Consider the following 22,333-nt stretch of genomic DNA (forward strand, 5'->3'; position numbering starts at 1 on the left):
GCTGCATAAAAATTGACCGGAGACACAAGACATGACTGAACGCGTTTGGCTCGGCAGCTACCCACAAGGTGTGCCTGCTGACATCGACCCTGCCAAATACTCCTCCTTGGTGGCGTTGCTGGAAGAAAGCTTTCGCAAATACGAAAGCCGCGTGGCCTACAACTTCATGGGCAAAGATGTCACTTTCGGTCAGACCGATAGTTTGAGCCTGGCGTTTGCCGCGTACCTGCAAGGCCTGGGTCTGAGCAAGGGCGACCGCGTCGCCATCATGATGCCCAATGTGCCGCAGTACCCGATTGCGGTAGCCGCCATTTTGCGGGCCGGTTTTGTGGTGGTGAATGTGAACCCGCTCTACACCGCCCGTGAGTTGGAGCACCAACTCAAGGACTCCGGCTCCAAGGCCATCGTCATCATTGAGAACTTTGCCCACACTCTAGAAAAGTGCATCGCTGCCACGCCGGTCAAGCACGTGGTCTTGTGCTCCATGGGCGATCGCTTGGGCCTGCTCAAGGGCACCATGGTGAACTACGTGGTCCGCAACGTCAAAAAGATGGTGCCGTCTTTCAGCCTGCCGGATGCAGTGCGTTTCAACGAGGCCATTGCCCGTGGCACCAAAGCGCCCTTCAAAAAGCCCGAAATCAAGGCGGATGATGTGGCGGTCCTGCAGTACACCGGCGGTACGACCGGAGTGTCCAAAGGTGCGGTGCTCTTGCACCGCAACGTCATCGCCAATGCATTGCAGTCAGAGGCCTGGTATGCACCGGCCATGGCCAAGGTGCCCGCTGATCAGCAGCCCACCACGGTGTGTGCTTTGCCGCTGTACCACGTGTTCGCCTTTACAGTGGGCATGATGCTGTCGGTCCGTACCGGCGGCAAACTCATTTTGATTCCGAACCCGCGTGACATTCCGGGGGTACTGAAAGAGCTATCCAAGCACACTATCCACAGCCTGCCTGCGGTGAACACCCTGTTCAATGGATTGGCCAATCACCCCGACTTCAACAAGGTGGACTGGAGCCATTTGAAAGTTGCAGTGGGCGGTGGCACCGCAGTGCAGAGTGGTGTGGCCAAGCTGTGGTTTGACAAGACTGGCTGCCCCATTTGCGAAGGGTACGGCCTGAGCGAGACCTCGCCCACTGTGAGTTGCAACCCAATTACCTCTACGGAGTTCACCGGCACGATCGGTGTACCTTTGCCCAGCACCTACATGAAGCTCTTGGATGATGAGGGTGTAGAGGTCGCGCAAGGGCAGAGTGGAGAGATTGCTATCAAAGGCCCGCAAGTGATGGCGGGTTATTGGCAGCGGCCGGATGAGACGGCCAAGGTGATGACGTCCGATGGCTACTTTAAAACCGGTGACATCGGGGTGGTCGACGCCCGCGGTTTCTTCAAAATCGTAGACCGCAAAAAAGACATGATCCTGGTGAGCGGGTTTAACGTGTTCCCCACCGAGCTTGAAGATGTGGTCACCCAGATCCCCGGTGTGTTGGAGTGTGCCTGTGTCGGGGTGGCAGACGCCAAAACCGGCGAAGCCGTGAAGTTGGTGATCGTCAAAAAAGACCCTAACCTGAGCGAAGAAGACGTGCGCGCTTTCTGCAAAGAGAACCTCACCGGCTACAAGCAGCCCAAAGTGGTGGAGTTCCGGACAGATCTCCCCAAAACGCCAGTCGGCAAAATTTTGCGCCGCGAGCTGCGGGATAAGTAAGCCCCTTGATCGCTATTCTGAGCGCCTTGGCCGAGGAGCAGGCCGGCTTGGTGGAGTGCATGACCCGGGTGGAGTGCGTGGAGCACGCCGGGCGCACTTTCTGGTTGGGGTACTTGGACGGGCAGGAGGTAGTGCTCACGCTGTCCCGCATTGGCAAAGTGGCAGCGGCCCTGACCGCCACCGCATTGATTGCCAAGTGGGGCGTCCAGCGGATGGTATTTACCGGGGTCGCCGGCGGTACCGGGCCCGGGGTGGCTGTGGGTGATGTGGTGGTCGGTAGCCACTATTTGCAGCACGATATGGACGCCTCCCCGCTGTTCCCCCGTTACGAGATTCCATTGACGGGCCAATCCTTGTTTCCGGCGAATCCCTTGTTGCTGGAGGCCGCGTGTGCGGCGGTTCGCGAGGTTCAGCTCGATCTGCGCGGCGGGCGCTACCGCGCAGACCTGCACTGTGGGCTGATTGCCAGTGGCGACCGCTTCGTGAGTGCCAGTGGTGAGGTGCATGCGCTGCTGGCAGCCGCTGCCGCGTCAGGCTTCCATCCCTTGGCGGTGGAAATGGAAGGCGCTGCGGTAGCCCAAGTCTGTGCAGACTATCAGGTGCCTTTCGTGGCGATTCGCACTATTTCGGACCGTGCGGATGACGCTGCCCACACCGATTTCCCGCAGTTCGTGCGGGAGACCGCCAGTGTCTATGCGTTGGCTATCGTGCGCAAAATGCTGCGATTGCTATAAAAATAATAGCTGCTTGCGCAATATTGACGGGTGCTAGAGGTCGAAATGGCTCTTATCGCAGCCAACCACGCCGGTGGAAATACCACATCGGCACCACGGCGCTGGCAATCATCAGCCCGAGTGCATAGGGGTAGCCCCAGGTCTGCCTGAGCTCCGGCATGAACTCGAAATTCATGCCGTAGACGCTGGCGATCAAGGTCGGCGGCAGCAAGGCCACGCTGGCGACCGAAAAGATCTTGATGGTTTTGTTTTGGTTGATGTTGATGAAACCGACGGTCGCATCCATCAAAAAGTTGATTTTGTCGAACAAAAATGCGGTGTGCGAGTCCAGGGAGTCGATGTCCCGCAAAATCTGCCGCGCCTGCTCGAACTGCTCGGCGTTCAACATTTTGCTGCGCATCATGAAGCTCACTGCGCGCCGGGTGTCCATCACGTTGCGGCGAATCCGGCCGCTCAAATCTTCGTGCCGGGCAATGGCGCCGAGTGCTTCGCCGGCAATCGCATCCGTCACGTTGCCGGACAGCACCTTCTTGCTGACTTTCTCCAGCTCGTCGTAAATGCCTTCGAGCGTGTCCGCTGAATATTCTGCATCCGCGTCAAACAGCTTGAGCAGGACTTCTTTGGCGTCTTCGATCAAGCCAGGGGCGCGTCGTGCACGCATGCGCAGCAGCCGGAAGACCGGAACGTCTTCATCGTGGATGGAGAAAAGCACCCCTTTGCTTTTGAGGTCGTCGTTTACCAAATTCAAGATAAAGGCGGCGCGGACGGTGCGGGGCTCATCGTCATCGGCAATCAAAAAGTCACTGCGGATATGCAGGTCACCGTTGTCTTCCGCATAGAAGCGGGCGGACTCTTCGATGTCCTCGTCCATCGCGTCGTCCGGGATCGAAAGGCCGTAGTACTGTTTGACCCATCGCTTTTCTTCGAGCGTAGGGGATTCCAAATCGACCCAGATGGGGTGGAACTTGGACAGCTCTTCCAGCGACTCGATTTCTTCTTGAAAGAGTCGCCCGTTGGCGAGCGTAAAGATATTGAGCATGGCTCACTCCCAGGTGATGTTGGCTGCAATCGGGTGTTGGGTGCTTTCAACCCCGATGCAGTGGTGGGAGTTGAAAGCTACCGACTAGGGTAGGTTTCCAAGGAGTGCTCTCCAGTAATTCAGAAGCAGAAATTATCGCACCGCACAGACTGCTAGAGTAGGTGCCCATTCTGTTCTCCAGCAACTCTTTTTACGATGCCCCTCTCCATGTCTCCCCGGCGCGAACGCTGGCTGCTAATCACGCTGGCGGGCATCCAGTTCACCAACATCCTCGACTTCATGATCATGATGCCTCTCGGGCCGGCATTGACCAGCCTGTTTCGCATCAGTGACGCCCAGTTCGGCCTGTTGGTCTCGGCCTATACGCTGGCGGGTGGCGCATCCGGCCTGCTAGCCTCGACCTACATTGACAAGTTTGATCGCAAGCGCTTGCTGTTGGTGTTGTACAGCTTGTTTGCGCTCTCCACCTTGGCTTGCGGCATTGCGCCCAGTTACGAGGCCTTGATGGTCGCACGGGTATTTGCCGGTCTTTTTGGCGGGGTGTTGTCCGCCTTGAGCCAAACCATTGTGGGTGATGTCATTCCTTTTGAGCGCCGTGGTCGTGCCATGGGTGTTGTGATGACTTCCTTCTCGGTGTCTACGGTGGCCGGTGTTCCACTGGGGTTGTTTCTGGCTGCACAGTTTGGTTGGCACATGCCGTTTCTTTTGATCGCCGCCATCTGCGTTCTGTTTGCAGTGTTTGCTTTCTTGACCCTGCCCGCATTGAATAGCCACCTTCAGGGCCACGCTGATGCATCTGCTTGGGGCCGGATATCGGAGGTGTTGCAAGACCGGAACCACCTCAAGGCCTTCAGCTTTTCGGCCTTGCTGATGTTCTCCGGATTCACAGTCATTCCTTACATCACGATTTTTATGCAAACCAATGTGGGTTTGCGCGCGGATCAGGTGCCTTACGTATACCTGTGCGGTGGCGTTGCGACCTTGATTACCGCGCGCTGGTTCGGTGGCTTGGCGGATAGTTGGGGCAAGTTCAATACCTTTCGCGCGATTGCCTTGGCATTTGTCTTGCCCCTAGTGGGCTTGACGCTTTTGGGTCGTGTGGGAATGGCCGGCGCTTTGCTGGTGTCCACCTTATTTTTTGTGTGCGGCAGCGGTCGCATGATTCCCGGCATGGCCATGGTGACTTCCGCCGCCAACCCGGCTTTACGGGGCACGTTCATGACGCTGAACGCATCGGTGCAATCCGCCGCCATGGGCTTGGCCGCGTTGGTGGGGGGTTACATCATCAGCCGGGATGCGGCCGGCCTGGTGCAGAACTATTGGCTTTCCGCCTCAATTGGTGCGGTAGCCAGCGTTTTGGCGGTGTTTGTTGCAGGAAGACTGAACCTTCATCAGGGCCTGGCCAAGCCATCTTGAGCAAGTCCATTTTTGTTGCGGTGCATTACAAAAAGTTTTTGCATTTGGGCCGAAACGGGCGCATAGTGAGTTCAACGAGACCGCAATTTGGTGAACAAGTTTGAGTGCTGAATGCCCGAGTGGCAGGAAGCTTTTTCAACCCTGAGAGCAACTGGAGGTTATTTATGAATTTGACGATCAGCGGTCACCACCTTGAAGTTACCCCGGCCCTGCGTAGTTATGTCACGACCAAGCTCGATCGCATCATGCGCCACTTCGATCAAGTGGTAGATGTCAAGGTTCTGCTCACCGTTGAAAAGCAAAAGGAAAAGGAACGACGGCAACGTGCCGAATGCAACATCCACGTCAAAGGCAGCGACATGTTTGCCGAGAGCGCGCATTCAGACCTGTATGCGGCGGTGGATGATCTGGTCGACAAGCTGGACCGCCAAGTGGTTCGGCACAAAGACCGTTTGCAAAATCACCACCACGAGGCACCGAAACGCCTGATGTAGTGTTGCAATTGAGTCCACAACACTAAAACCGCCCTAGTACGGGCGGTTTTTTTATGTGCATAATCCGCTCCTTACCATGAACCGCCTCGCGTCCATCCTCCCTCCTTCGCAAGTACTTGCGCAAGTCGATGTCACCAGCAAAAAACGCGCATTTGAAGAGGCGGGTTTGCTGTTTGAAAACCTGCACGGCCTCAGCCGGGCGTTGGTAACGGACAGCTTGTTTTCTCGTGAACGTTTGGGCTCTACAGGCTTGGGTCATGGTGTCGCCATTCCGCATGGCCGCATCAAAGGCCTCAAGTCACCGATGGCGGCTGTGTTTCAGCTGGCTCACCCGATCGGGTTTGATTCGCCGGATGATGTGCCCGTCAGCTTGTTGATTTTTTTGTTGGTGCCCGAAGCGGCTACACAAAAGCACTTGGAAATCCTCTCCGAAATTGCGGAGTTGCTCAGTGATTCCGTGCTCCGCGAGCAAATCACCAGCTGCGCAGACGCGACCCAGTTGCATGGCTTGATTGCCGGTTGGCAATCGGCGAGAGCTGCATAACACCCCACTGCCGAGCCTGGTACTGCCGTGAAACCTACCGCCGTAAGCGCTGACGCCCTTTTTGAAGAATTCCGGGGGCATTTGCGGTGGGAGTGGGTTGCTGGTTTGGGTGCCTCAGAGCGCCGCTTTGACGAGGTCGCTATCAAAGCTGCCAGGTCTGGTGCCGACTTGGTGGGTTACCTCAACTACATCCATCCTTATCGCGTGCAGATTCTGGGCGAGCGGGAGATCACCTACATCACCAATGCCACCCCCGAGGACTGCGCCCGCCGCATCTCACGCATCGTAACCTTGGAGCCGCCCGTATTGGTACTAGCCGACGGGCAAGTGGCCCCACAAGCGCTGCTCGCCATGTGTGAGCGCGCACAGATTCCCATGTTCGCGACCAAAGAGTCGTCCGCTTTTGTGATCGATGTGCTGCGGGCGTATTTGTCCAAGCACTTTGCAGATCGCATGTCCATGCACGGTGTGTTTATGGATATTCTGGGCCTTGGGGTGTTGATCACCGGTGAATCCGGTCTGGGTAAAAGCGAATTGGGTCTGGAGCTGATCTCGCGCGGCAACGGTTTGGTGGCCGACGATGCAGTGGACCTTTTCCGCATCAACCAGACGACGATTGAAGGTCGCTGCCCGGAGCTTTTGCAGAATCTTTTGGAAGTCCGTGGCATCGGCTTGCTCGATATTCGCGGTATTTTCGGAGAAACAGCGGTTCGCCGGAAAATGCGACTCAAGTTGATTGTGCACCTGGTTCGCCGCGAAACCCTGGAGCGCGACTACGAGCGCATTCCCTACGAGCCCCTTACACAAGATGTGCTCGGGATTCCAGTCCGCAAAGTGGTGATCCAGGTGGTGGCAGGCCGCAACATCGCTGTATTGGTGGAGGCTGCAGTGCGTAACACGATTTTGCAGTTGCGCGGTATCGATACCTACCAGGAATTTGTGGAGCGCCATCGCAAAGCCATGGCGCAGGGCTACTAGTTCGTAGCGTTCCGGTGCGGGCAGTCGCCCTTGGTGCAGTGGGCGTAAAGGCTCAGTGCATGGTCTGCAATCGCAAAGCCTTTGGATTTGGCGACCGCTTGCTGGCGCTTTTCAATCTCCGCGTCGTAAAACTCCTCCACGCGTCCGCAGTCCAGGCACACCAAATGGTCGTGGTGCTGCCCTTCGTTGAGTTCATACACCGCTTTGCCGCTCTCAAAATGGCTGCGGCTGAGAATGCTGGCTTGTTCGAACTGCGTCAACACGCGGTACACGGTGGCCAGCCCCACATCGGAGCGCTCTTGCAGCAAGACCCGGAACACGTCTTCTGCGGTCATGTGGCGTTGAGTGCCGCGCTGGAAGACTTCCAGAATTTTCAGGCGGGGGACAGTGGCTTTCAGGCCGGTGTTTTTCAGTTCGTCAATATTGTTCATCAGCACATTCCTGGCGTGGTCATCGGACAGGCCAATTGGGGCCAACCGCTACAATGCCGCGATCATATCGTTCTTCAATTTTCATGCCCCTTATATCCATCCGTAGTCTCCGGACTACCGCCGTTGTCTTGTCTTTGGCAACGCTGGGCGCATGCGGATCGGTCCGCTCTACCAGCGACAAAGCCTTGGGTGTGATGACACCCTACAAAATCGATATCGTGCAGGGCAATGTGGTGACCCGCGAGCAGTTGGCAGTGTTGCGCGTGGGCATGCCCCGCGCCATCGCGCAGGACGTGCTGGGTACTCCCTTGCTGACCAGTGTGTTCCATGCCGATCGTTGGGATTACGTGTTCACGCTCAAGCGCCAGGGCAGCGAGCCACAGGCCCGCAAGGTCACCGTGTTTTTTGCCAACGATGCGATCAGCCGTATTGAAGCGGACGAGTTGCCCAGTGAAACAGAATTTGTGTCCACCCTGCGCTCGAAAGCGGTCGCGGGCCCGCTACCGCCTTTGACTGCGTCCGAGGATGCGTTGAAAAAGTTTCCCGCGCCCAAGCGGGGTGATGGTGCCGCCACTCCCTCTCCGTCTTCCAGCAACTCCGGTACTGCTTACCCGCCGCTGGAACCCAGCGGACTTTGATCTCCCTTTGAAGAATAGTTAGACCATGACCCATACCATTGCCATCGCAGGTGCCTCCGGCCGCATGGGCCAGATGTTGATTGAAGCTGTGCGCGCTGCAGACGACTGCACATTGACTGGCGCATTGGATATCGCGGGCAGTGCCGCATTGGGCTTGGACGCTGGCGCGTTTTCCGGCAAAGCGGCTGGCGTGTTGATCACATCCGATTTGCGTGAAGGCCTGAAAAACAGCAAGGCGCTGATTGACTTCACCCGGCCAGAAGGCACTCTGGCGCATTTGCAGGTGTGCCGCGAGCTGGGGGTTGCCGCCGTGATCGGTACCACCGGGTTTACCGACGAGCAAAAGGCCGAAATCGCCGAGATCGCCAAGTCCATTCCCATCATGATGGCTCCCAACATGAGCGTCGGGGTCAATGTGACCTTGAAACTGTTGGAGATGGCTGCCAAAGCGCTTTCTACCGGTTATGACATCGAGATTGTGGAAGCCCACCACCGTCACAAAGTGGATGCTCCTTCCGGCACCGCGCTCAAGATGGGCGAAGTCATCGCCGACGCCCTCGGTCGTGATTTGAAGGAATGCGCTGTGTACGAGCGCTATGGTGTAACCGGTGAGCGCGATCCCTCGAGCATCGGCTTCGCCACCATTCGGGGGGGCGATATCGTGGGTGACCATACGGTGCTATTTGCCGGCACCGGTGAGCGGATTGAGATCACCCACAAGTCCTCCAGCCGCGCTACCTACGCGCAAGGCAGCTTGCGCGCCGTGCGCTTTCTGGCGGGCCGCGCGCCCGGTTTGTATGACATGTTTGATGTACTCAATTTGAAATGAGTGCGTTGCACATCATCTTCCAGGGGGATGCGGTCCACACCAGTGTTGCACTGGTTTTGTTCAGCATGTCGGTGGTCGCATGGTTTGTGATTTTTTGGAAAGGCTGGCTTTTGCAGCGAGCCTCGCGCGATGTGTCCCGCAGCACCGCCGCCTTTTGGCAGTCACCGGATATGCAAGGCGCTTTGCTTGCCCTGCCTGCTTTTGACCGCGAGGGCTTGGTCCTTCCCCTCGTGCAGGCATCTCAAGTTCAACAGCCCGGTACCTTGGCGAGTGCCGGTGACCGTGGGCAGCAACTCACCCGGGTGCTGCGCGATGCCTTGCATGGCGTGTTGCAGCGCCTCCAGGCCGGGCAGGTGCTGTTGGCCACGGTGGGCTCCACAGCGCCCTTCGTCGGGCTACTGGGCACGGTGTGGGGGATCTATCACGCGTTGGTCGGTATCACGGGAGGTGGCCAGGTCAGCATCGACAAAATTGCCGGGCCGGTCGGCGAAGCGCTGATCATGACGGCCGCGGGCTTGGCGGTGGCGATTCCTGCTGTGTTGGCCTACAACATTTTCGGCCGCCTGATCGGGCGTATCGAGGCCGATCTGGAAGGTTTTGCGCTGGATCTGCGTGAGTTATTGCTCACGCGTGGCAACGGGGCCTGACCATGGCTTTTGGCCGTCTGGAGCGCTCCAATGCACCCCAACCCATCAGCGACATCAATATGACGCCGCTGATCGACGTCATGTTGGTGCTGCTGGTGATTTTTATCATCACCGCACCTTTGATGGTGAGTGCTGTCAAGGTAAATCTGCCGCAAGCCCAAGGAGGGCAAGCGCTCAATGCTCCTCAATTCATAGCGGTTTCCGTGGATCCTGCGGGGCAGGTATATGTGAACGAGCAGCCACTCGACCAGCCTGCTGTCGGCAAAGCATTTGAAGAGGCCGCCAAACGCAACCCCCAAACAGAAGTCCAGTTGCGCGCCGACTCCACGGTGCCCTATGGGCAGGTGGTGGAGTTGATGGGTTTGGCCCAAAAAGCGGGTCTGAGCAAGATCGGATTCGTGGCCGAACCGCGGCCGACAGCAGCTCCCTGAACTATGGCGCAGTGCAGCGCCTAAAATCGCATCAAGCCTCTCTATTTGGCAGCGCCTTTGCTGCTCATTCCCCATGCAAGACAAGTACCAGCACCTCGACGTAGAACAAGCCGCGCAAGCCCATTGGGCACAGCCTTTGTGGAATGGCGATACCGCCTACCGTGTGACCGAAAACGCCGTGGGCGTGGACGGCAAGCCCAAGAAGAAGTTCTATGCCTGCTCCATGCTGCCGTACCCCAGCGGCAAGCTGCACATGGGTCACGTGCGCAACTACACCATCAACGACATGCTGGCCCGCTACCTGCGCATGAACGGCCACAACGTGCTCATGCCCATGGGCTGGGACGCCTTCGGCCTGCCTGCCGAAAACGCGGCGCTCAAGAACAAAGTGCCCCCTGCCAAGTGGACCTACGAGAACATCGCCTACATGAAAGGCCAGATGCAGGCCATGGGCCTGGCCATCGACTGGAGCCGTGAAGTCGCCACCTGTGACCCGAGCTATTACAAATGGAACCAATGGCTGTTCCTGAAGATGCTGGAGAAGGGTATTGCCTACCGCAAGACCCAGGTCGTGAACTGGGACCCGGTGGACCAGACCGTGTTGGCCAACGAGCAGGTGATTGACGGCAAAGGCTGGCGCACCGGTGCGGTGGTGGAGAAGCGCGAGATCCCTGGCTATTACCTGAAGATCACAGACTACGCGCAAGAGCTGCTGGACCACGTGCAAATGGGCAACGACAAGGCCACGCTCACCGGCTGGCCCGACCGTGTGCGTCTGATGCAGGAAAACTGGATTGGTAAGTCGGAGGGCGTGCGTTTTGCCTTCACCCACGACATCCAGGATTCGACGGGCGCTTTGATCGGCGATGGGCGCATGTATGTGTTCACCACCCGTGCTGACACGATGATGGGCGTGACCTTCTGCGCGGTGGCGCCCGAGCACCCCCTCGCTGCGCATGCTGCAGCAACCAACCCCGCGCTGGCCGCCTTCATTGAAGAGTGCAAGACCGGTGGCACTACAGAGGCCGAGCTGGCTACCCAAGAGAAAAAAGGCCTGAACACCGGCCTGTTTGTGACCCACCCGCTGACCGGCGCGGCCGTGCCTGTGTGGGTCGGCAACTATGTGTTGATGGGCTATGGCGATGGCGCCGTGATGGGCGTGCCCGCGCACGACGAACGCGACTTTGCCTTTGCCAAGAAATACGGCATCGAGATCAAGCAGGTTGTCTCCGCAGAAGGCGAAACCTTCTCGCTGGAGTCTTGGGCTGATTGGTATGGCGACAAGCAGCGCGCCGTGACGGTGAACTCCGGCAAGTACGACGGCTTGGCTTACAAAGCAGCGGTCGATGCCGTGGCTGCAGACCTAGCTGCCCTAGGCCTCGGCGAGAAGAAAACCACCTGGCGCCTGCGCGACTGGGGCGTGAGTCGCCAGCGCTACTGGGGCACGCCGATTCCGATCATCCATTGCGAGGAGCACGGCGCCGTGCCGGTGCCTGAAAAAGACCTGCCCGTGGTGCTGCCGCAGGACTGCGTGCCCGATGGTTCCGGCAACCCGCTGCACAAGCATGAAGGCTTCCACGCCGGCGTGGTCTGCCCGGTGTGCGGCAAGCCTGCGCGCCGTGAGACCGACACCATGGACACCTTCGTGGACTCGTCCTGGTACTTCATGCGCTATTGCGATCCAAAGAATCCGGACGCGATGGTGGCCGGCGGGGCGGACTATTGGATGCCGATGGACCAATACATCGGAGGTATCGAACACGCCATCCTGCACTTGCTGTACGCCCGCTTCTGGACCAAGGTCATGCGCGACCTGGGTCTGGTGAAGGTGGACGAGCCCTTTACCAAGCTGCTGACCCAGGGCATGGTGCTCAACCACATTTACTCCCGTAAAACAGCCAAGGGTGGCAAAGAGTACTTCTGGCCCCACGATGTGGAGCATGTGCAGGACGCCGCTGGTAAGGTGGTGGGTGCCAAGCTCATCAACCCGGTGGACAGCGCCGACGGCCTGCTGCCGGTGGGCACCGCGATTGACTACGAGGGCGTGGGCACCATGTCCAAGTCCAAGAACAACGGTGTGGACCCGCAAGAGCTGATCGCCAAGTACGGCGCAGACACCGCCCGCATCTACACCATGTTCACCTCACCCCCCGAGGCCACGCTGGAGTGGAACGACTCGGCGGTGGAGGGTAGCTACCGCTTCCTGCGCCGTGTCTGGAACTTTGGCTACAAACTGTCTGCTATGGATTCAGTAGCTGCTCGCGCAAGCGTAGCGGGCGCCAAGAGCCTGAATGATGTGGAATTCGGCAAGGAAGCCAAGGCCCTGCGACTGGAGATGCACACCGTACTCAAGCAGGTGGACTTTGACTACCAGCGCATGCAATACAACACGGTGGTGTCAGGCGCGATGAAGATGATCAACGCGCTGGAAGGTTTCAAGGCCCTGGACAGCGCGGGTGCGCAAGTGGCCCTCATCGAAGGCTTCGGCATTCTGTTGCGTTGCCTGTACCCCGCTACGCCACACTTGTCCCACGCCCTGTGGTCCGAGCTGGGCTATGCCTCCGCACTTGGTGATCTGCTGGACGCGCCTTGGCCCCAGGTGGATGCAGCGGCTCTAGTGCAGGACGAGATCGAGCTAGTCCTACAAATCAACGGCAAGTTGCGCGGCGCGGTGCGTGTACCGGCAGGCGCTGACAAGGCCGCCATCGAAGCGGCAGCGCTGGCCAGCGAGGTGTTTATCGCCCATGCAGCAGGTGCTGCGGCCAAGAAGGTTATCGTGGTGCCCGGTCGCCTGGTCAACATCGTCGTCTGATCACCATGCTGCAACGCCGATCGCTTTTTGCGCTGCCTGTGGCTGCCCTGCTGGGAGGCTGCGGCTTCAAGCTGCGCGGCAAACAAAACTACGCCTTTGAGACGATTGCGGTCACGCCCGAAAAGGGCGCTGCGGTGGCCTCGGAGCTCAGCCGCTACCTGGGCGACATGGTGCGGCCGGTGGCGCCGCCTGCGGGCGGTGTGCCTCCGGAAGTGATCGTCGATATATTGGGCGAAACACGCGAAAAGGTGATCGTGGCCCTTAACGCCTCCGGCCAGGTGCGCGAATACCAATTGCGGATCAAGGTACGTTTTCGCATGCGCACCTCGCAAGGCCGTGACCTGATTGAGCCCACGGACATCTTGCAGGAGCGGGATATCAGCTTCAACGAGTCTGCTGTGCTGGCCAAAGAGGCGGAAGAGGTGCTGCTCTACCGCGACATGCAGTCCGACATCGTGCAGCAGTTGCTGCGCCGTATCGCGGCTGTGAAAAGCCTGAATCCCTAAGGTGGCCATGGACCGGGTCGATCACACCCTGCTGGAGTTGCTGCAGCGCGACGGGCGCATGAGCGCGCAAGCCTTGTCAGAGGTGGTCAACCTGTCGGCACGAGCAACCTTGAACCGGATCCACAAGCTGGAGGACGAAGGGCACATCGAGGGCTACCGCGCCTTGCTGGCACGCCAGTCCATCGGTGAGCATGTGTCGGTGTTTGCGGAAATTGCCCTCAAGGACCAGCGCCAGGCGACGGTACAGCGCTTCGAGCAGGCCATGGTCGCTTGCCCGGAGGTGATTGCCTGCTACTTGGTGAGTGGCCGCTACGACTACTTGGTCCGCCTGGCTTGTCGCGACCTGAACCACTACCGTGAATTGACCAACACCTGGATTGACGACGTCGGCTTGGGTGTCGACAAGGTTGTGACCAGCACCGAGCTGCAAACTGTGAAAGAGTTTGCTGGCTTCCCTCTAATGGTCCGCACGACCCGCTGATAGCGGTCAATTCCGTTTCGGAAGTGGCATTCAGGGTCGGCAGCGGTTTGCGCGCTTTGCCAGCCCGACTTCATCGCTTAACTCCTTGGTGGCAGGCCTAGACTAGGTGCAGCTGCCGGCGTTGCGGTAGATGCGGAATCCGCATCCCCTCGCGGCACTTTGCCCTGAGGAGAAGCCCATGACCCGCTATATCGACGTCCATGACATGCAAGCCCTGGTGCGCCAGCACGGTCTGGCCCCCATGATGTCCGAGATGGCCCAGACCATCCGTGAAGACTTTTTGCGTTGGGAGGACTTCGACAAATCCCCCCGCACTGCCAACCACAGCATCAACGGTGTCATCGAGCTGATGCCGGTGTCCGACAACGCGCTGTACGCGTTCAAATACGTGAACGGCCACCCCAAGAACCCGCTGCAAGGCCTGTCCACCGTGATGGCCTTTGGCGTGCTGGCCGATGTGGCCACTGGTTACCCCGAGTTGCTCAGCGAACTCACCATTACCACCGCCTTGCGCACGGCTGCGACCTCGGCTATGGCGGCCAAAGTGCTGGCCCGCCCGGAGAGCAAAACCATGGCGCTGATCGGCAATGGCTCGCAAAGCGAATTCCAGGCCATTGCGTTCATGACGCAGCTGGGGATCACCACGCTTCGCGTGTTCGATGTGGACGCCCGCGCTACCGACAAGCTGGTGGCGAACTTGCGCCCGTACACCGAGTCTGGCGCGCTGACCATCGTGCGCTGTGCCTCGACCCGTGAAGCGGTGCGCGGCGCCGACATAGTGACCACGGTAACCGCCGACAAAACCAATGCCACCATCCTGACGGCGGACATGATCGAACCCGGCATGCACCTCAATGCCGTGGGCGGCGACTGCCCGGGCAAGACCGAGCTAGAGGCCGCCATCCTGAATCAGGCCAAAGTTTTCGTGGAGTTTGAACCCCAGACGCGCATCGAGGGCGAGCTGCAGCAGATGCCTGCGGACTTTGTGACCCACCCACTCTGGCAGGTACTGGCGGGCCACGCTGCGGGCCGGGACCACGCCGAACAAGTGACCTTGTTTGACTCGGTGGGTTTTGCCCTGGAGGATTTGTCGGCCCTGCGCTATGTTCATGCACTCTCGCAGAAACTGGGCGTAGGCAGTACCGTGCAACTGGTGCCCGATCTCGCGGACCCCAAAGACCTGTTCGCCTGTGCCACCGCCGTTCCTGCGCCATTGCGCAAAGCCGCATGAGCCAGCCGGTGTTACACATCGTCGGCGCAGCGGTCGGCGAGGGCGCCAGCGATGGCGGATGCAAATGGGGCTCCAACGCCCTGAAAGAGCATGGTCTGCAGCGCGCTTTGGCAGCGACCGGACGCACCGTCACCTGGGGCGAGACTGTGAGTGCCCAGCCTATGCTGGCTAGCAGCCGCTTGGGTGCAATCGAAGGGTTCTCGGAGCACCTGGCCCACACGGTGGCGCAGGTGCTGCACCATGGGCAGCAACCCCTGGTGGTGGGCGGTGACCATTCGTGTGCAGTGGGCACCTGGAGTGCCGTGGCAGAACATCTGCGCCCCCAAGGCAGAGTGGGGCTGGTCTGGATCGACGCACACCTGGATGCCCACACCCCCGACACCTCCGATACCCAGGCCCCCCATGGCATGCCATTGGCGGCGCTGTTGGGTTACGGTTCGGTGGGGATGACGGATGTATTTGGCTGGCGCGGCAAGTTGTTGCCTTCGCAGGTCGCCATCATCGGTGCCCGCAGTTATGAGCCGGCCGAGCAGGCCTTGCTCAGCCAATTGGGCGTGCGCGTGATGTACATGCCCGAGGTTTTGGAGCGCGGGTTTGCAGCCTGCTTTGCCGAGGCTCGGGCTATTGCGTCTACCGGTACCGCGGGATGGGGCATCAGCTTCGATCTGGACGGCTTGGACCCGCGGGACGCCCCCGGCACTGGTACCCCGGTGGAGCAGGGCATTCGCCTCGCAGATGCGCTTCAGGCCCTCGACGGCTGCAGCCACGATCCGCAGTTTGTGGCCATGGAGCTCACCGAGTACAACCCCTTGCGCGACTTTGGGGGGCAGACCGCCCGCGCGGCGACAGCGCTGTTGTGCACCGTACTGGCGCCGTCGGCTGCCACGCTGGAGCTGGCCGCCTAAGCCCAGCGCCGCGGCTGTGCAAGGGCCGGTGTGCCAAGTAAACTCACCACCCTATGCAAGTCGCGGCCAACCAACTCCAGAACCACCTGCAACGCGGGCTCAAAAGCCTGTACACCTTGCACGGTGACGAGCCGCTGCTGCAGCAAGAGGCGCTGGATGCGATCCGCGCAGTGGCCCGCACCCAGGGCTACACCGAGCGAACCTCGCACACCGTGGCCGGTGCCCACTTCGATTGGAGCGAGGTGCTTGCCGCAGGCGGCTCGCTCAGCCTGTTTGCAGACAAGCAGATTGTGGAAATCCGCATCCCTAGCGGCAAGCCGGGCAAAGACGGCAGCGTTGCGCTGCAGCAGTTGGCCGAAGCCGCGCAAGGCAACGACTCCACCCTCACCATCGTCATGCTGCCGCGCTTGGACAAGATGACCAAGTCCGGCGCCTGGTTCTCCGCGCTGGAGAGTTATGGCATCTCGCTTCAGGTCGATCCGATTGAGCGCAACGCCTTGCCGCAGTGGATTGCCCAGCGCCTGGGCGCCCAAGGGCAGCGAGTGGCCGCCGGTGAAGAAGGGCAGCGCACCCTGCAGTTTTTTGCCGACCGTGTGGAGGGCAACCTGCTGGCTGCTCATCAGGAAATTCAAAAACTCGGCCTGCTGTATCCGGCGGATACCGGTGACGGCGTGTTGACGCTTGCACAGGTCGAAAGCGCCGTGCTGAATGTGGCGCGCTACGACGTGTTCAAGCTCTCCGAAGCGGTGCTCGCCGGCCAGGCAGCGCGGGTGCAGCGCATGCTCGATGGTCTGCAGGCCGAAGGCGAGGCGGAAGTGCTGGTGCACTACACTTTGGCCGAAGATATTCGCTCCTTGAAGCGGGTCAAAGACGCCATGGGCCAGGGGCGCCCCTTGCCGATGGCCCTGCGCGAAAACCGCATATGGGGCGTCAAAGAGCGCCTGTTCGAGCGGGTGCTGCCCAAGCTGTCTGAGCGCACATTGGCAGAGCTCTTGCAGTCCGCCCATGTGGTGGACGGCATCGTCAAAGGCCTGAAGCAGCCCGACTGGCCAGCCAGTGGCTGGCAATCCTTGCACCGGCTGGCGCTGCAGGTTTGCGCCTTATGCGGCGGTCAAGCCCATCCGGCATCTGCCGGCGGGTTGCGTCGCTGAGGGACCGGCAGGAAACACCTGTGACCGATGCCACCCCTGCCCAGCGGCATGTGCAGCGCCACAACCAGATCTCCATACGCCTGCACTACCGGCTTGAGGCCGATTGGCACCGCGTGGAGGCCCAGCAGTGGAATGAGCTTGGATTCTGCTTTTTCCATACCCATGCGCTGAATGCCAATTCAGTTGCCTTCAAACGCAGTTTGCAGCACTTCGAGGGTGAGATCGTCTGGACACTCACTTGCCAGGACGAGGCACTGGTGACCGAGATGTTGCTCAATGAAGCGATCCACCGACAGGCAGACCGTGTGTCTGCCCAAGCTGAGATGCAGCAGCGCCTGCTGCGGCTGATGCGTGTGCAAGGCATGGTGGAAGCCAAGCAGCGGGTACTCGCTTCTTTGGGCGGGATGCCCGATGCTGCCAAATGGCAGCACCAGATCCAGCAGCGCATGCAAGAAGCACTGTTTCAATCCGGCGTGCGTGTGGCCTCACCGGTGTGGTCTGCGGTGGTGGTTGATGCGCTGGCTTTGGGCGGTGTGGTGCAGGATCTGGAGCGCTGGTCGGGCAGTCTGGGCAAAGGGTAGGCGGGGCTGGATCGGGTCTTTCTGTGTTCTGCGAAAATCAGCCCATGAACGCCACCAACACCACCGAATACACCCTGGCCCTTGGTTCACAAGCAAAAGTGGCATCCGCCCTCATGGCGCGTGCGCCATCAGCTATGAAAAACGTAGCGTTGCGTGCCTTGGCCCGCCTGTTGCGCGAGAACACTGCAGCCTTGCAGGTGGACAATGCCAAGGATATTGAGCGGGCTGTGGCCAACGGCCTGTCTGCTCCGATGGTGGATCGCCTCAAGCTCACCCCCAAAGTGCTCGAAACCTGTGCCGAAGGCTGTGAGCAGCTGGCTGCCATGGCCGATGTGATCGGCGAAATCATCGGCATGAAGCAGCAGCCCAGCGGTATCCGCGTGGGCCAGATGCGGGTGCCGATCGGCGTGTTCGGCATGATTTTCGAGAGCCGCCCGAATGTGACCATCGAGGCTGCCAGCCTCTCAATCAAGAGCGGCAACGCGTGCATCTTGCGGGGGGGCTCGGAGGCGATTGACTCCAACAAAGCGCTGGCCAAGCTGGTGCAACAGGCCCTGACTGAAGCCGGCTTGCCTGCCAATGCCGTGCAACTGGTGCAAACCACCGACCGTGAGGCAGTGGGCCAGTTGATCGCGATGCCGCAGTTTGTAGATGTGATCATCCCCCGCGGTGGCAAGGGGCTGATTGAGCGCATCAGCCGCGATGCCAAGGTGCCTGTCATCAAGCACCTGGACGGTAATTGCCACACCTATGTGGACGACCCTTGCGATATCGCCATGGCGGTCAAGGTGGCCGACAACGCCAAAACCAACAAATACAGCCCCTGCAATGCGACCGAAGGCCTGCTGGTGGCGCGCGGTGTAGCCGCCCAGTTTTTGCCGCTGATCGGCAAAATCTATGCGGACAAAGGTGTCGAGATGCGCTGCGATGCCGAAGGGCGAGCCATCCTCGAAGGTGTAGCCGGTGCCAAAGTTACAGACGCCACCGAGCAAGACTGGTATGAAGAGTACTTGGCCCCCATCGTCAGCGTGAAGTTGGTGGACGGCGTGGACGAAGCGATTGCCCACATCAACCGGTACAGCAGCCACCACACCGACGCCATCCTGACCATCAACCACGTGCACGCCCAGCGGTTCTTGCGCGAAGTCGACTCAGCGAGCGTGATGGTGAACGCCAGTACCCGGTTTGCCGATGGCTTTGAGTACGGCCTGGGGGCAGAGATTGGTATCAGTACCGACAAGTTCCACGCCCGGGGCCCGGTGGGCATCGAGGGCCTGACCTCGCTGAAATACGTGGTGCTGGGCGAGGGCGAAGTGCGAGCCTGAACCCCATGCGTCGCGGATTTTCCGTCGCGCAGTGTGCGAATGATGACTAAACTGAAACTTACTAGCCTAACCAGTCATGTTGTAAACTGACTGGTCACAATTATTCAAAGAAAGCCACTCCATGGTTCCCCATCTCATTACCGCATTGACCGGTCCTATCAATGAACTCGAGCAGCGGATCTTGGACTCCATGCCTGCGATCGAGCGTTGGTTCCGCTTGGAGTGGATGGAGCACACGCCCCCGTTCTACACCGCCGTTGATGTGCGCAATGCAGGTTTCAAGCTCGCGCCGGTGGACACCGACTTCTTCCCCGGCGGCTGGAACAACCTGACTCCTGCCATGCTGCCCTTGGCCGTGCAGGCGGCCCAAGCGGCGATTGAAAAAATCTGCCCCGAAGCGCGCAACCTGTTGATCATTCCTGACAACAACCTGCGCAGCACCTACTACCTGATGAATCTGGCCCAGTTGGGGCGCATTTTCAACATGGCTGGCTTGAATGTCCGGATCGGTTCGATCAGCGCAGACATCAAGAAAAGCACCAAAATTGATTTGCCCGACGGCGATTCGATCACCCTGGACCCGGTAGTGCGCACCAAAGGCCGTTTGGGGGTGAAAGATTTTGACCCGTGCACTATTCTGCTGAACAACGATTTGCGCGCCGGGGTGCCGGGCATTCTCGAGGACCTGCATGAGCAGTACCTGTTGCCGCCCCTGCACGCCAGTTGGTCGACCCGCCGCAAGAGCACCCATTTCCGTTGCTACGAAGAGGTGGCCAAGCGCTTCGGCAAGTTGATCGGTGTGGACCATTGGCTGATGACGCCAATGTTCGAACCCTACGGCGTGGTGGATCTGCAGAGCGCCGAGGGGATTGCCGCTTTGGTGAGCCGCATCGAGGGCATGCTGACCAAGGTTAAGAAGAAATACAAGGAATACGGCATCAAGGAAAAGCCCTTCCTCGTGATCAAGGCGGACAACCGGACCAGCGGCAACACGATTCTTTCGGTGCGCGACACCAAAGATTTAGAGGCCAAACTCCGCAAAATGGGCGCTGGTTTGGAGGCTGGGCCCGATCCTCTGGAGCTGATTCTGCAAGAAGGGGTGCTCACCAATGAGCGCGTCAACGATGCGGTGGCAGAGCCGGTGGTCTACCTGATGGACCGTTATGTGGTCGGTGGCTTTTACCGGATGCATGCTGAGCGCGGGGTCGACGAGAACCTCAGCGCCCCTGGCTCCAGCTACGTGCCATTGGCTTTTGCTGAAAGTACGCACTTACCTCAGCCCGGTGTGCGCCCCGGTGCCAGTGCACCCAATCGCTTCTACATGTACGGGGTGATCGGCCGCCTGGCCATGCTGGCAGCCAGCTACGAGCTGGAAGCGACAGACCCCGACGCAGAGCGCTACGACTGACCGCCGTCAAGCCCTCTCGGGCCCAAGATGCTCCAAGTTGCTGCAGTGCAACACGGAGCGAAAAAGCCCGAGAAACGCGTGTTTGGTACTTGCCGGCCGGTTTACAAAGCGCAAAATAGCGGTCCCTCAAGGAACGGAACCCGGCGCTTCATGCAGGCTGGGGGTTTTTGTGTCAGCATCCAAATCGTCTCTCGCGGCACTCACACTCGGTGCCATCGGCGTTGTATACGGCGACATCGGCACCAGTGTGCTGTACGCGCTCAAAGAGGTCTTCGGCTCCGGCCATGTGCCCTTCACGGAAGAGAATATCTACGGAATTCTCTCCATCTTCTTCTGGACCCTGACGGTCATCGTCTCCATCAAGTACGTGGTGCTCGTCCTGCGGGCCGACAACCATGGCGAAGGCGGGTTGGTGGCCATGTTGGCCCTGGCGTCTCAGTCGGTCAAAGACAAGCCACAGCTGCGCAGGGTATTGCTGCTGCTGGGGATCTTTGGAACCTGCTTGTTCTATGGCGACGGGGTGATTACCCCGGCCATTTCGGTGCTGTCTGCCGTGGAGGGTCTGGAGGTGATATCTCCGGGCTTCAAGCGCTTTGTGATTCCGCTCACGCTGGTGATTCTGTTTTGCCTGTTTGCCGTGCAAAAGCGTGGCACAGCCGGTATTGGCAAGTTCTTCGGCCCGATCACCGTGGTCTGGTTTGTCACCATCGCTGTTCTGGGCGTGAGCCACATCATTGACCAGCCGCGGATCTTGTGGGCGATTAGCCCGCATTACGCTTTGGGCTTTATGTGGAACAACCCCGGCACCACCTTCATCATTCTGGGGGCGGTGGTCTTGTGCGTGACCGGCGGCGAGGCCTTGTATGCCGACATGGGCCATTTCGGGAAAAAACCGATCCGCCTCGCCTGGTTTTCTATCGTGATGCCGGCGCTCACCCTGAATTACTTCGGTCAAGGCGCCTTGTTGCTGGACTACCCGGAAGCTGTCAAAAACCCGTTTTACCTGATGGCGCCTGATTGGGCCTTGCTGCCCTTGGTCGGCCTAGCCACCATGGCCACTGTGATCGCATCGCAAGCCTTGATCTCGGGCGCGTTCTCGGTGACCAAGCAGGTCATCCAATTGGGCTACCTGCCCCGTTTGCGGATTGACCACACCAGCGTCAAAGACACCGGCCAAATTTACATGCCGTTTGTGAATTGGGGCTTGTTCGTCGCGATTGTGCTGGCCGTGGTGATGTTCAAGTCCTCCAGCAATCTGGCGGCGGCCTACGGCATTGCGGTCTGTACCGACATGCTGATCACGACCATCCTGACTTTCTATGTCATCCGCTACAACTGGAAGTACCCGCTGTGGCTGTGCATCGGCGCCACCGGCTTTTTCTTTGTGGTGGACTTCGCCTTCTGGACGTCCAACCTGCTCAAGTTCTTTGAAGGCGGCTGGTTCCCGCTGGCGATCGGCGGCGCGATCTTTACGCTAATGGTGACTTGGAAAGACGGCCGCAGACTGCTCAACGAAAAACTGCGCGCTGATTCGCTGGATCTCTCGAGTTTTCTGGAAGCGGTCTTTGTCAGCCCACCCGCACGGGTCGAGGGCACAGCCGTGTTTTTGACCGCAGACAAAGGCAGTGTGCCTAACGCCCTGCTGCACAACCTCAAACACAACAAGGTATTGCATGCCAATAACTTGTTTGTGACGGTCAAGAGCCACGAGGTGCCGTGGATCGGCTTGGACAAGCGCTTGCAGATCGAGTCGCTTGGCCATGATTGCTGGCAAGTCATCATCAACTACGGCTTCAAAAACGACCCCGATGTGCCTAAGGCTCTGGAGCAGATGCGGGGCCGCGGCTGCGCCTTAGACGCCATGACCACCAGCTACTTCCTGTCGCGCGATACGGTGGTGCCTACCTTGGGTCAGGGCATGGCGCCGTGGCGTGAAAAGTTGTTTGCGCAGATGCACCACAACGCGAGTGGCGCTGCCGACTTCTTGAATTTGCCCAACAACTCGGTTGTAGAGCTGGGTTCCAAAATCGAAATCTAAGCAATGGAG

At 59.4% G+C, this 22,333-nt stretch carries 22 protein-coding genes; 20 read left to right on the top strand and 2 right to left on the bottom strand.

All coding sequences use genetic code 11. From position 1 onward, the window contains the following. Nucleotides 1–31: 31 nt before the first annotated feature. Together RAE21_RS17565 and RAE21_RS17570 are read left to right on the top strand one after the other, a co-directional pair. Nucleotides 32–1,705 (top strand): long-chain-fatty-acid--CoA ligase, encoded by a 1,674-nt coding sequence (locus tag RAE21_RS17565; RefSeq protein WP_313874872.1) that lies wholly within the window; start codon nucleotides 32–34, stop codon nucleotides 1,703–1,705. A 59-nt stretch (nucleotides 1,706–1,764) separates the two neighbouring features. Beyond that, nucleotides 1,765–2,439 carry a 5'-methylthioadenosine/adenosylhomocysteine nucleosidase gene (locus RAE21_RS17570; RefSeq protein WP_428984071.1) on the top strand — a complete coding sequence of 225 codons (675 nt, stop codon included), beginning with the start codon at nucleotides 1,765–1,767 and terminating at the stop codon, nucleotides 2,437–2,439. 52 nt (nucleotides 2,440–2,491) lie between these two features. Here the strand turns inward: RAE21_RS17570 and corA are convergent, their stop codons facing one another. Then, nucleotides 2,492–3,478: a magnesium/cobalt transporter CorA gene (gene corA, locus RAE21_RS17575; protein ID WP_313882470.1), complete on the bottom strand. Its 987-nt coding sequence runs from the start codon at nucleotides 3,476–3,478 to the stop codon at nucleotides 2,492–2,494. 207 nt (nucleotides 3,479–3,685) lie between these two features. Here corA and RAE21_RS17580 point away from each other — a divergent pair, with 207 nt between their 5' ends. The 4 genes from RAE21_RS17580 (at nucleotide 3,686) to hprK (ending at nucleotide 6,910) form a co-directional block, all read left to right on the top strand. Beyond that, nucleotides 3,686–4,894, top strand: a complete 1,209-nt coding sequence (locus RAE21_RS17580; protein ID WP_313882471.1) for an MFS transporter — start codon at nucleotides 3,686–3,688, stop codon at nucleotides 4,892–4,894. A gap of 164 nt (nucleotides 4,895–5,058) precedes the next feature. Next, nucleotides 5,059–5,388 (top strand): ribosome hibernation-promoting factor, HPF/YfiA family, encoded by a 330-nt coding sequence (gene hpf / locus RAE21_RS17585; protein WP_313874876.1) that lies wholly within the window; start codon nucleotides 5,059–5,061, stop codon nucleotides 5,386–5,388. A 76-nt stretch (nucleotides 5,389–5,464) separates the two neighbouring features. Further along, the gene (locus RAE21_RS17590) at nucleotides 5,465–5,932 is read left to right on the top strand and encodes a PTS sugar transporter subunit IIA (RefSeq protein ID WP_313882472.1); all 468 of its coding nucleotides are present in this window, start codon (nucleotides 5,465–5,467) and stop codon (nucleotides 5,930–5,932) included. Nucleotides 5,933–5,959: 27 nt separating this feature from the next. Continuing rightward, nucleotides 5,960–6,910 (top strand): HPr(Ser) kinase/phosphatase, encoded by a 951-nt coding sequence (gene hprK, locus RAE21_RS17595; RefSeq protein WP_296510778.1) that lies wholly within the window; start codon nucleotides 5,960–5,962, stop codon nucleotides 6,908–6,910. Here hprK and fur read toward each other — a convergent pair. Further along, nucleotides 6,907–7,341 (bottom strand): ferric iron uptake transcriptional regulator, encoded by a 435-nt coding sequence (fur, locus tag RAE21_RS17600; protein ID WP_313874878.1) that lies wholly within the window; start codon nucleotides 7,339–7,341, stop codon nucleotides 6,907–6,909. The genes hprK and fur overlap by 4 nt on opposite strands. Nucleotides 7,342–7,469: 128 nt before the next feature. On the opposite strand from fur, the gene RAE21_RS17605 reads away from it, so the two are divergent. From RAE21_RS17605 to RAE21_RS17670, 14 genes are all read left to right on the top strand, one after another. After that, complete coding sequence (locus tag RAE21_RS17605; RefSeq protein ID WP_313882473.1) at nucleotides 7,470–7,979, top strand: outer membrane protein assembly factor BamE domain-containing protein; 510 nt, start codon at nucleotides 7,470–7,472, stop codon at nucleotides 7,977–7,979. A 25-nt stretch (nucleotides 7,980–8,004) separates the two neighbouring features. Continuing rightward, on the top strand, nucleotides 8,005–8,808 hold the full coding sequence (gene dapB, locus RAE21_RS17610) for a 4-hydroxy-tetrahydrodipicolinate reductase (protein ID WP_313882474.1): 804 nt from the start codon (nucleotides 8,005–8,007) through the stop codon (nucleotides 8,806–8,808). After that, nucleotides 8,805–9,455 carry a MotA/TolQ/ExbB proton channel family protein gene (locus tag RAE21_RS17615; protein ID WP_313882475.1) on the top strand — a complete coding sequence of 217 codons (651 nt, stop codon included), beginning with the start codon at nucleotides 8,805–8,807 and terminating at the stop codon, nucleotides 9,453–9,455. Before dapB ends, RAE21_RS17615 begins: the two co-directional genes overlap by 4 nt. 2 nt (nucleotides 9,456–9,457) lie before the next feature. Further along, nucleotides 9,458–9,886 carry an ExbD/TolR family protein gene (locus RAE21_RS17620; protein WP_313882476.1) on the top strand — a complete coding sequence of 143 codons (429 nt, stop codon included), beginning with the start codon at nucleotides 9,458–9,460 and terminating at the stop codon, nucleotides 9,884–9,886. Nucleotides 9,887–9,959: 73 nt separating this feature from the next. After that, the gene (gene leuS / locus RAE21_RS17625) at nucleotides 9,960–12,698 is read left to right on the top strand and encodes a leucine--tRNA ligase (protein WP_313882477.1); all 2,739 of its coding nucleotides are present in this window, start codon (nucleotides 9,960–9,962) and stop codon (nucleotides 12,696–12,698) included. 5 nt (nucleotides 12,699–12,703) lie between these two features. Continuing rightward, nucleotides 12,704–13,204 (top strand): LPS-assembly lipoprotein LptE, encoded by a 501-nt coding sequence (locus RAE21_RS17630; RefSeq protein WP_313882478.1) that lies wholly within the window; start codon nucleotides 12,704–12,706, stop codon nucleotides 13,202–13,204. A 7-nt stretch (nucleotides 13,205–13,211) separates the two neighbouring features. Then, the gene (locus RAE21_RS17635) at nucleotides 13,212–13,685 is read left to right on the top strand and encodes an Lrp/AsnC family transcriptional regulator (RefSeq protein WP_313874885.1); all 474 of its coding nucleotides are present in this window, start codon (nucleotides 13,212–13,214) and stop codon (nucleotides 13,683–13,685) included. Nucleotides 13,686–13,863: 178 nt separating this feature from the next. Continuing rightward, nucleotides 13,864–14,916, top strand: coding sequence for an ornithine cyclodeaminase (locus RAE21_RS17640; RefSeq protein ID WP_313882479.1), 1,053 nt, complete (start codon nucleotides 13,864–13,866; stop codon nucleotides 14,914–14,916). Beyond that, on the top strand, nucleotides 14,913–15,821 hold the full coding sequence (locus RAE21_RS17645) for an arginase (RefSeq protein ID WP_313882480.1): 909 nt from the start codon (nucleotides 14,913–14,915) through the stop codon (nucleotides 15,819–15,821). Before RAE21_RS17640 ends, RAE21_RS17645 begins: the two co-directional genes overlap by 4 nt. Nucleotides 15,822–15,874: 53 nt before the next feature. Continuing rightward, nucleotides 15,875–16,972, top strand: a complete 1,098-nt coding sequence (gene holA, locus RAE21_RS17650; RefSeq protein WP_313882481.1) for a DNA polymerase III subunit delta — start codon at nucleotides 15,875–15,877, stop codon at nucleotides 16,970–16,972. Nucleotides 16,973–16,992: 20 nt separating this feature from the next. After that, a complete protein-coding gene (locus tag RAE21_RS17655; protein ID WP_313882482.1) occupies nucleotides 16,993–17,553 on the top strand; it encodes a hypothetical protein in 561 nt (186 codons plus the stop codon). A 44-nt stretch (nucleotides 17,554–17,597) separates the two neighbouring features. Continuing rightward, nucleotides 17,598–18,878, top strand: a complete 1,281-nt coding sequence (locus tag RAE21_RS17660) for a glutamate-5-semialdehyde dehydrogenase (RefSeq protein WP_313882483.1) — start codon at nucleotides 17,598–17,600, stop codon at nucleotides 18,876–18,878. Nucleotides 18,879–18,999: 121 nt separating this feature from the next. After that, nucleotides 19,000–20,286 (top strand): glutamate--cysteine ligase, encoded by a 1,287-nt coding sequence (gene gshA, locus RAE21_RS17665; RefSeq protein WP_313882484.1) that lies wholly within the window; start codon nucleotides 19,000–19,002, stop codon nucleotides 20,284–20,286. 169 nt (nucleotides 20,287–20,455) lie between these two features. Then, nucleotides 20,456–22,324 carry a potassium transporter Kup gene (locus RAE21_RS17670; RefSeq protein ID WP_313882485.1) on the top strand — a complete coding sequence of 623 codons (1,869 nt, stop codon included), beginning with the start codon at nucleotides 20,456–20,458 and terminating at the stop codon, nucleotides 22,322–22,324. Nucleotides 22,325–22,333: the final 9 nt, after the last annotated feature.

The organism is Rhodoferax potami (assembly GCF_032193765.1).
Taxonomy (GTDB): domain Bacteria; phylum Pseudomonadota; class Gammaproteobacteria; order Burkholderiales; family Burkholderiaceae_C; genus Allorhodoferax; species Allorhodoferax potami.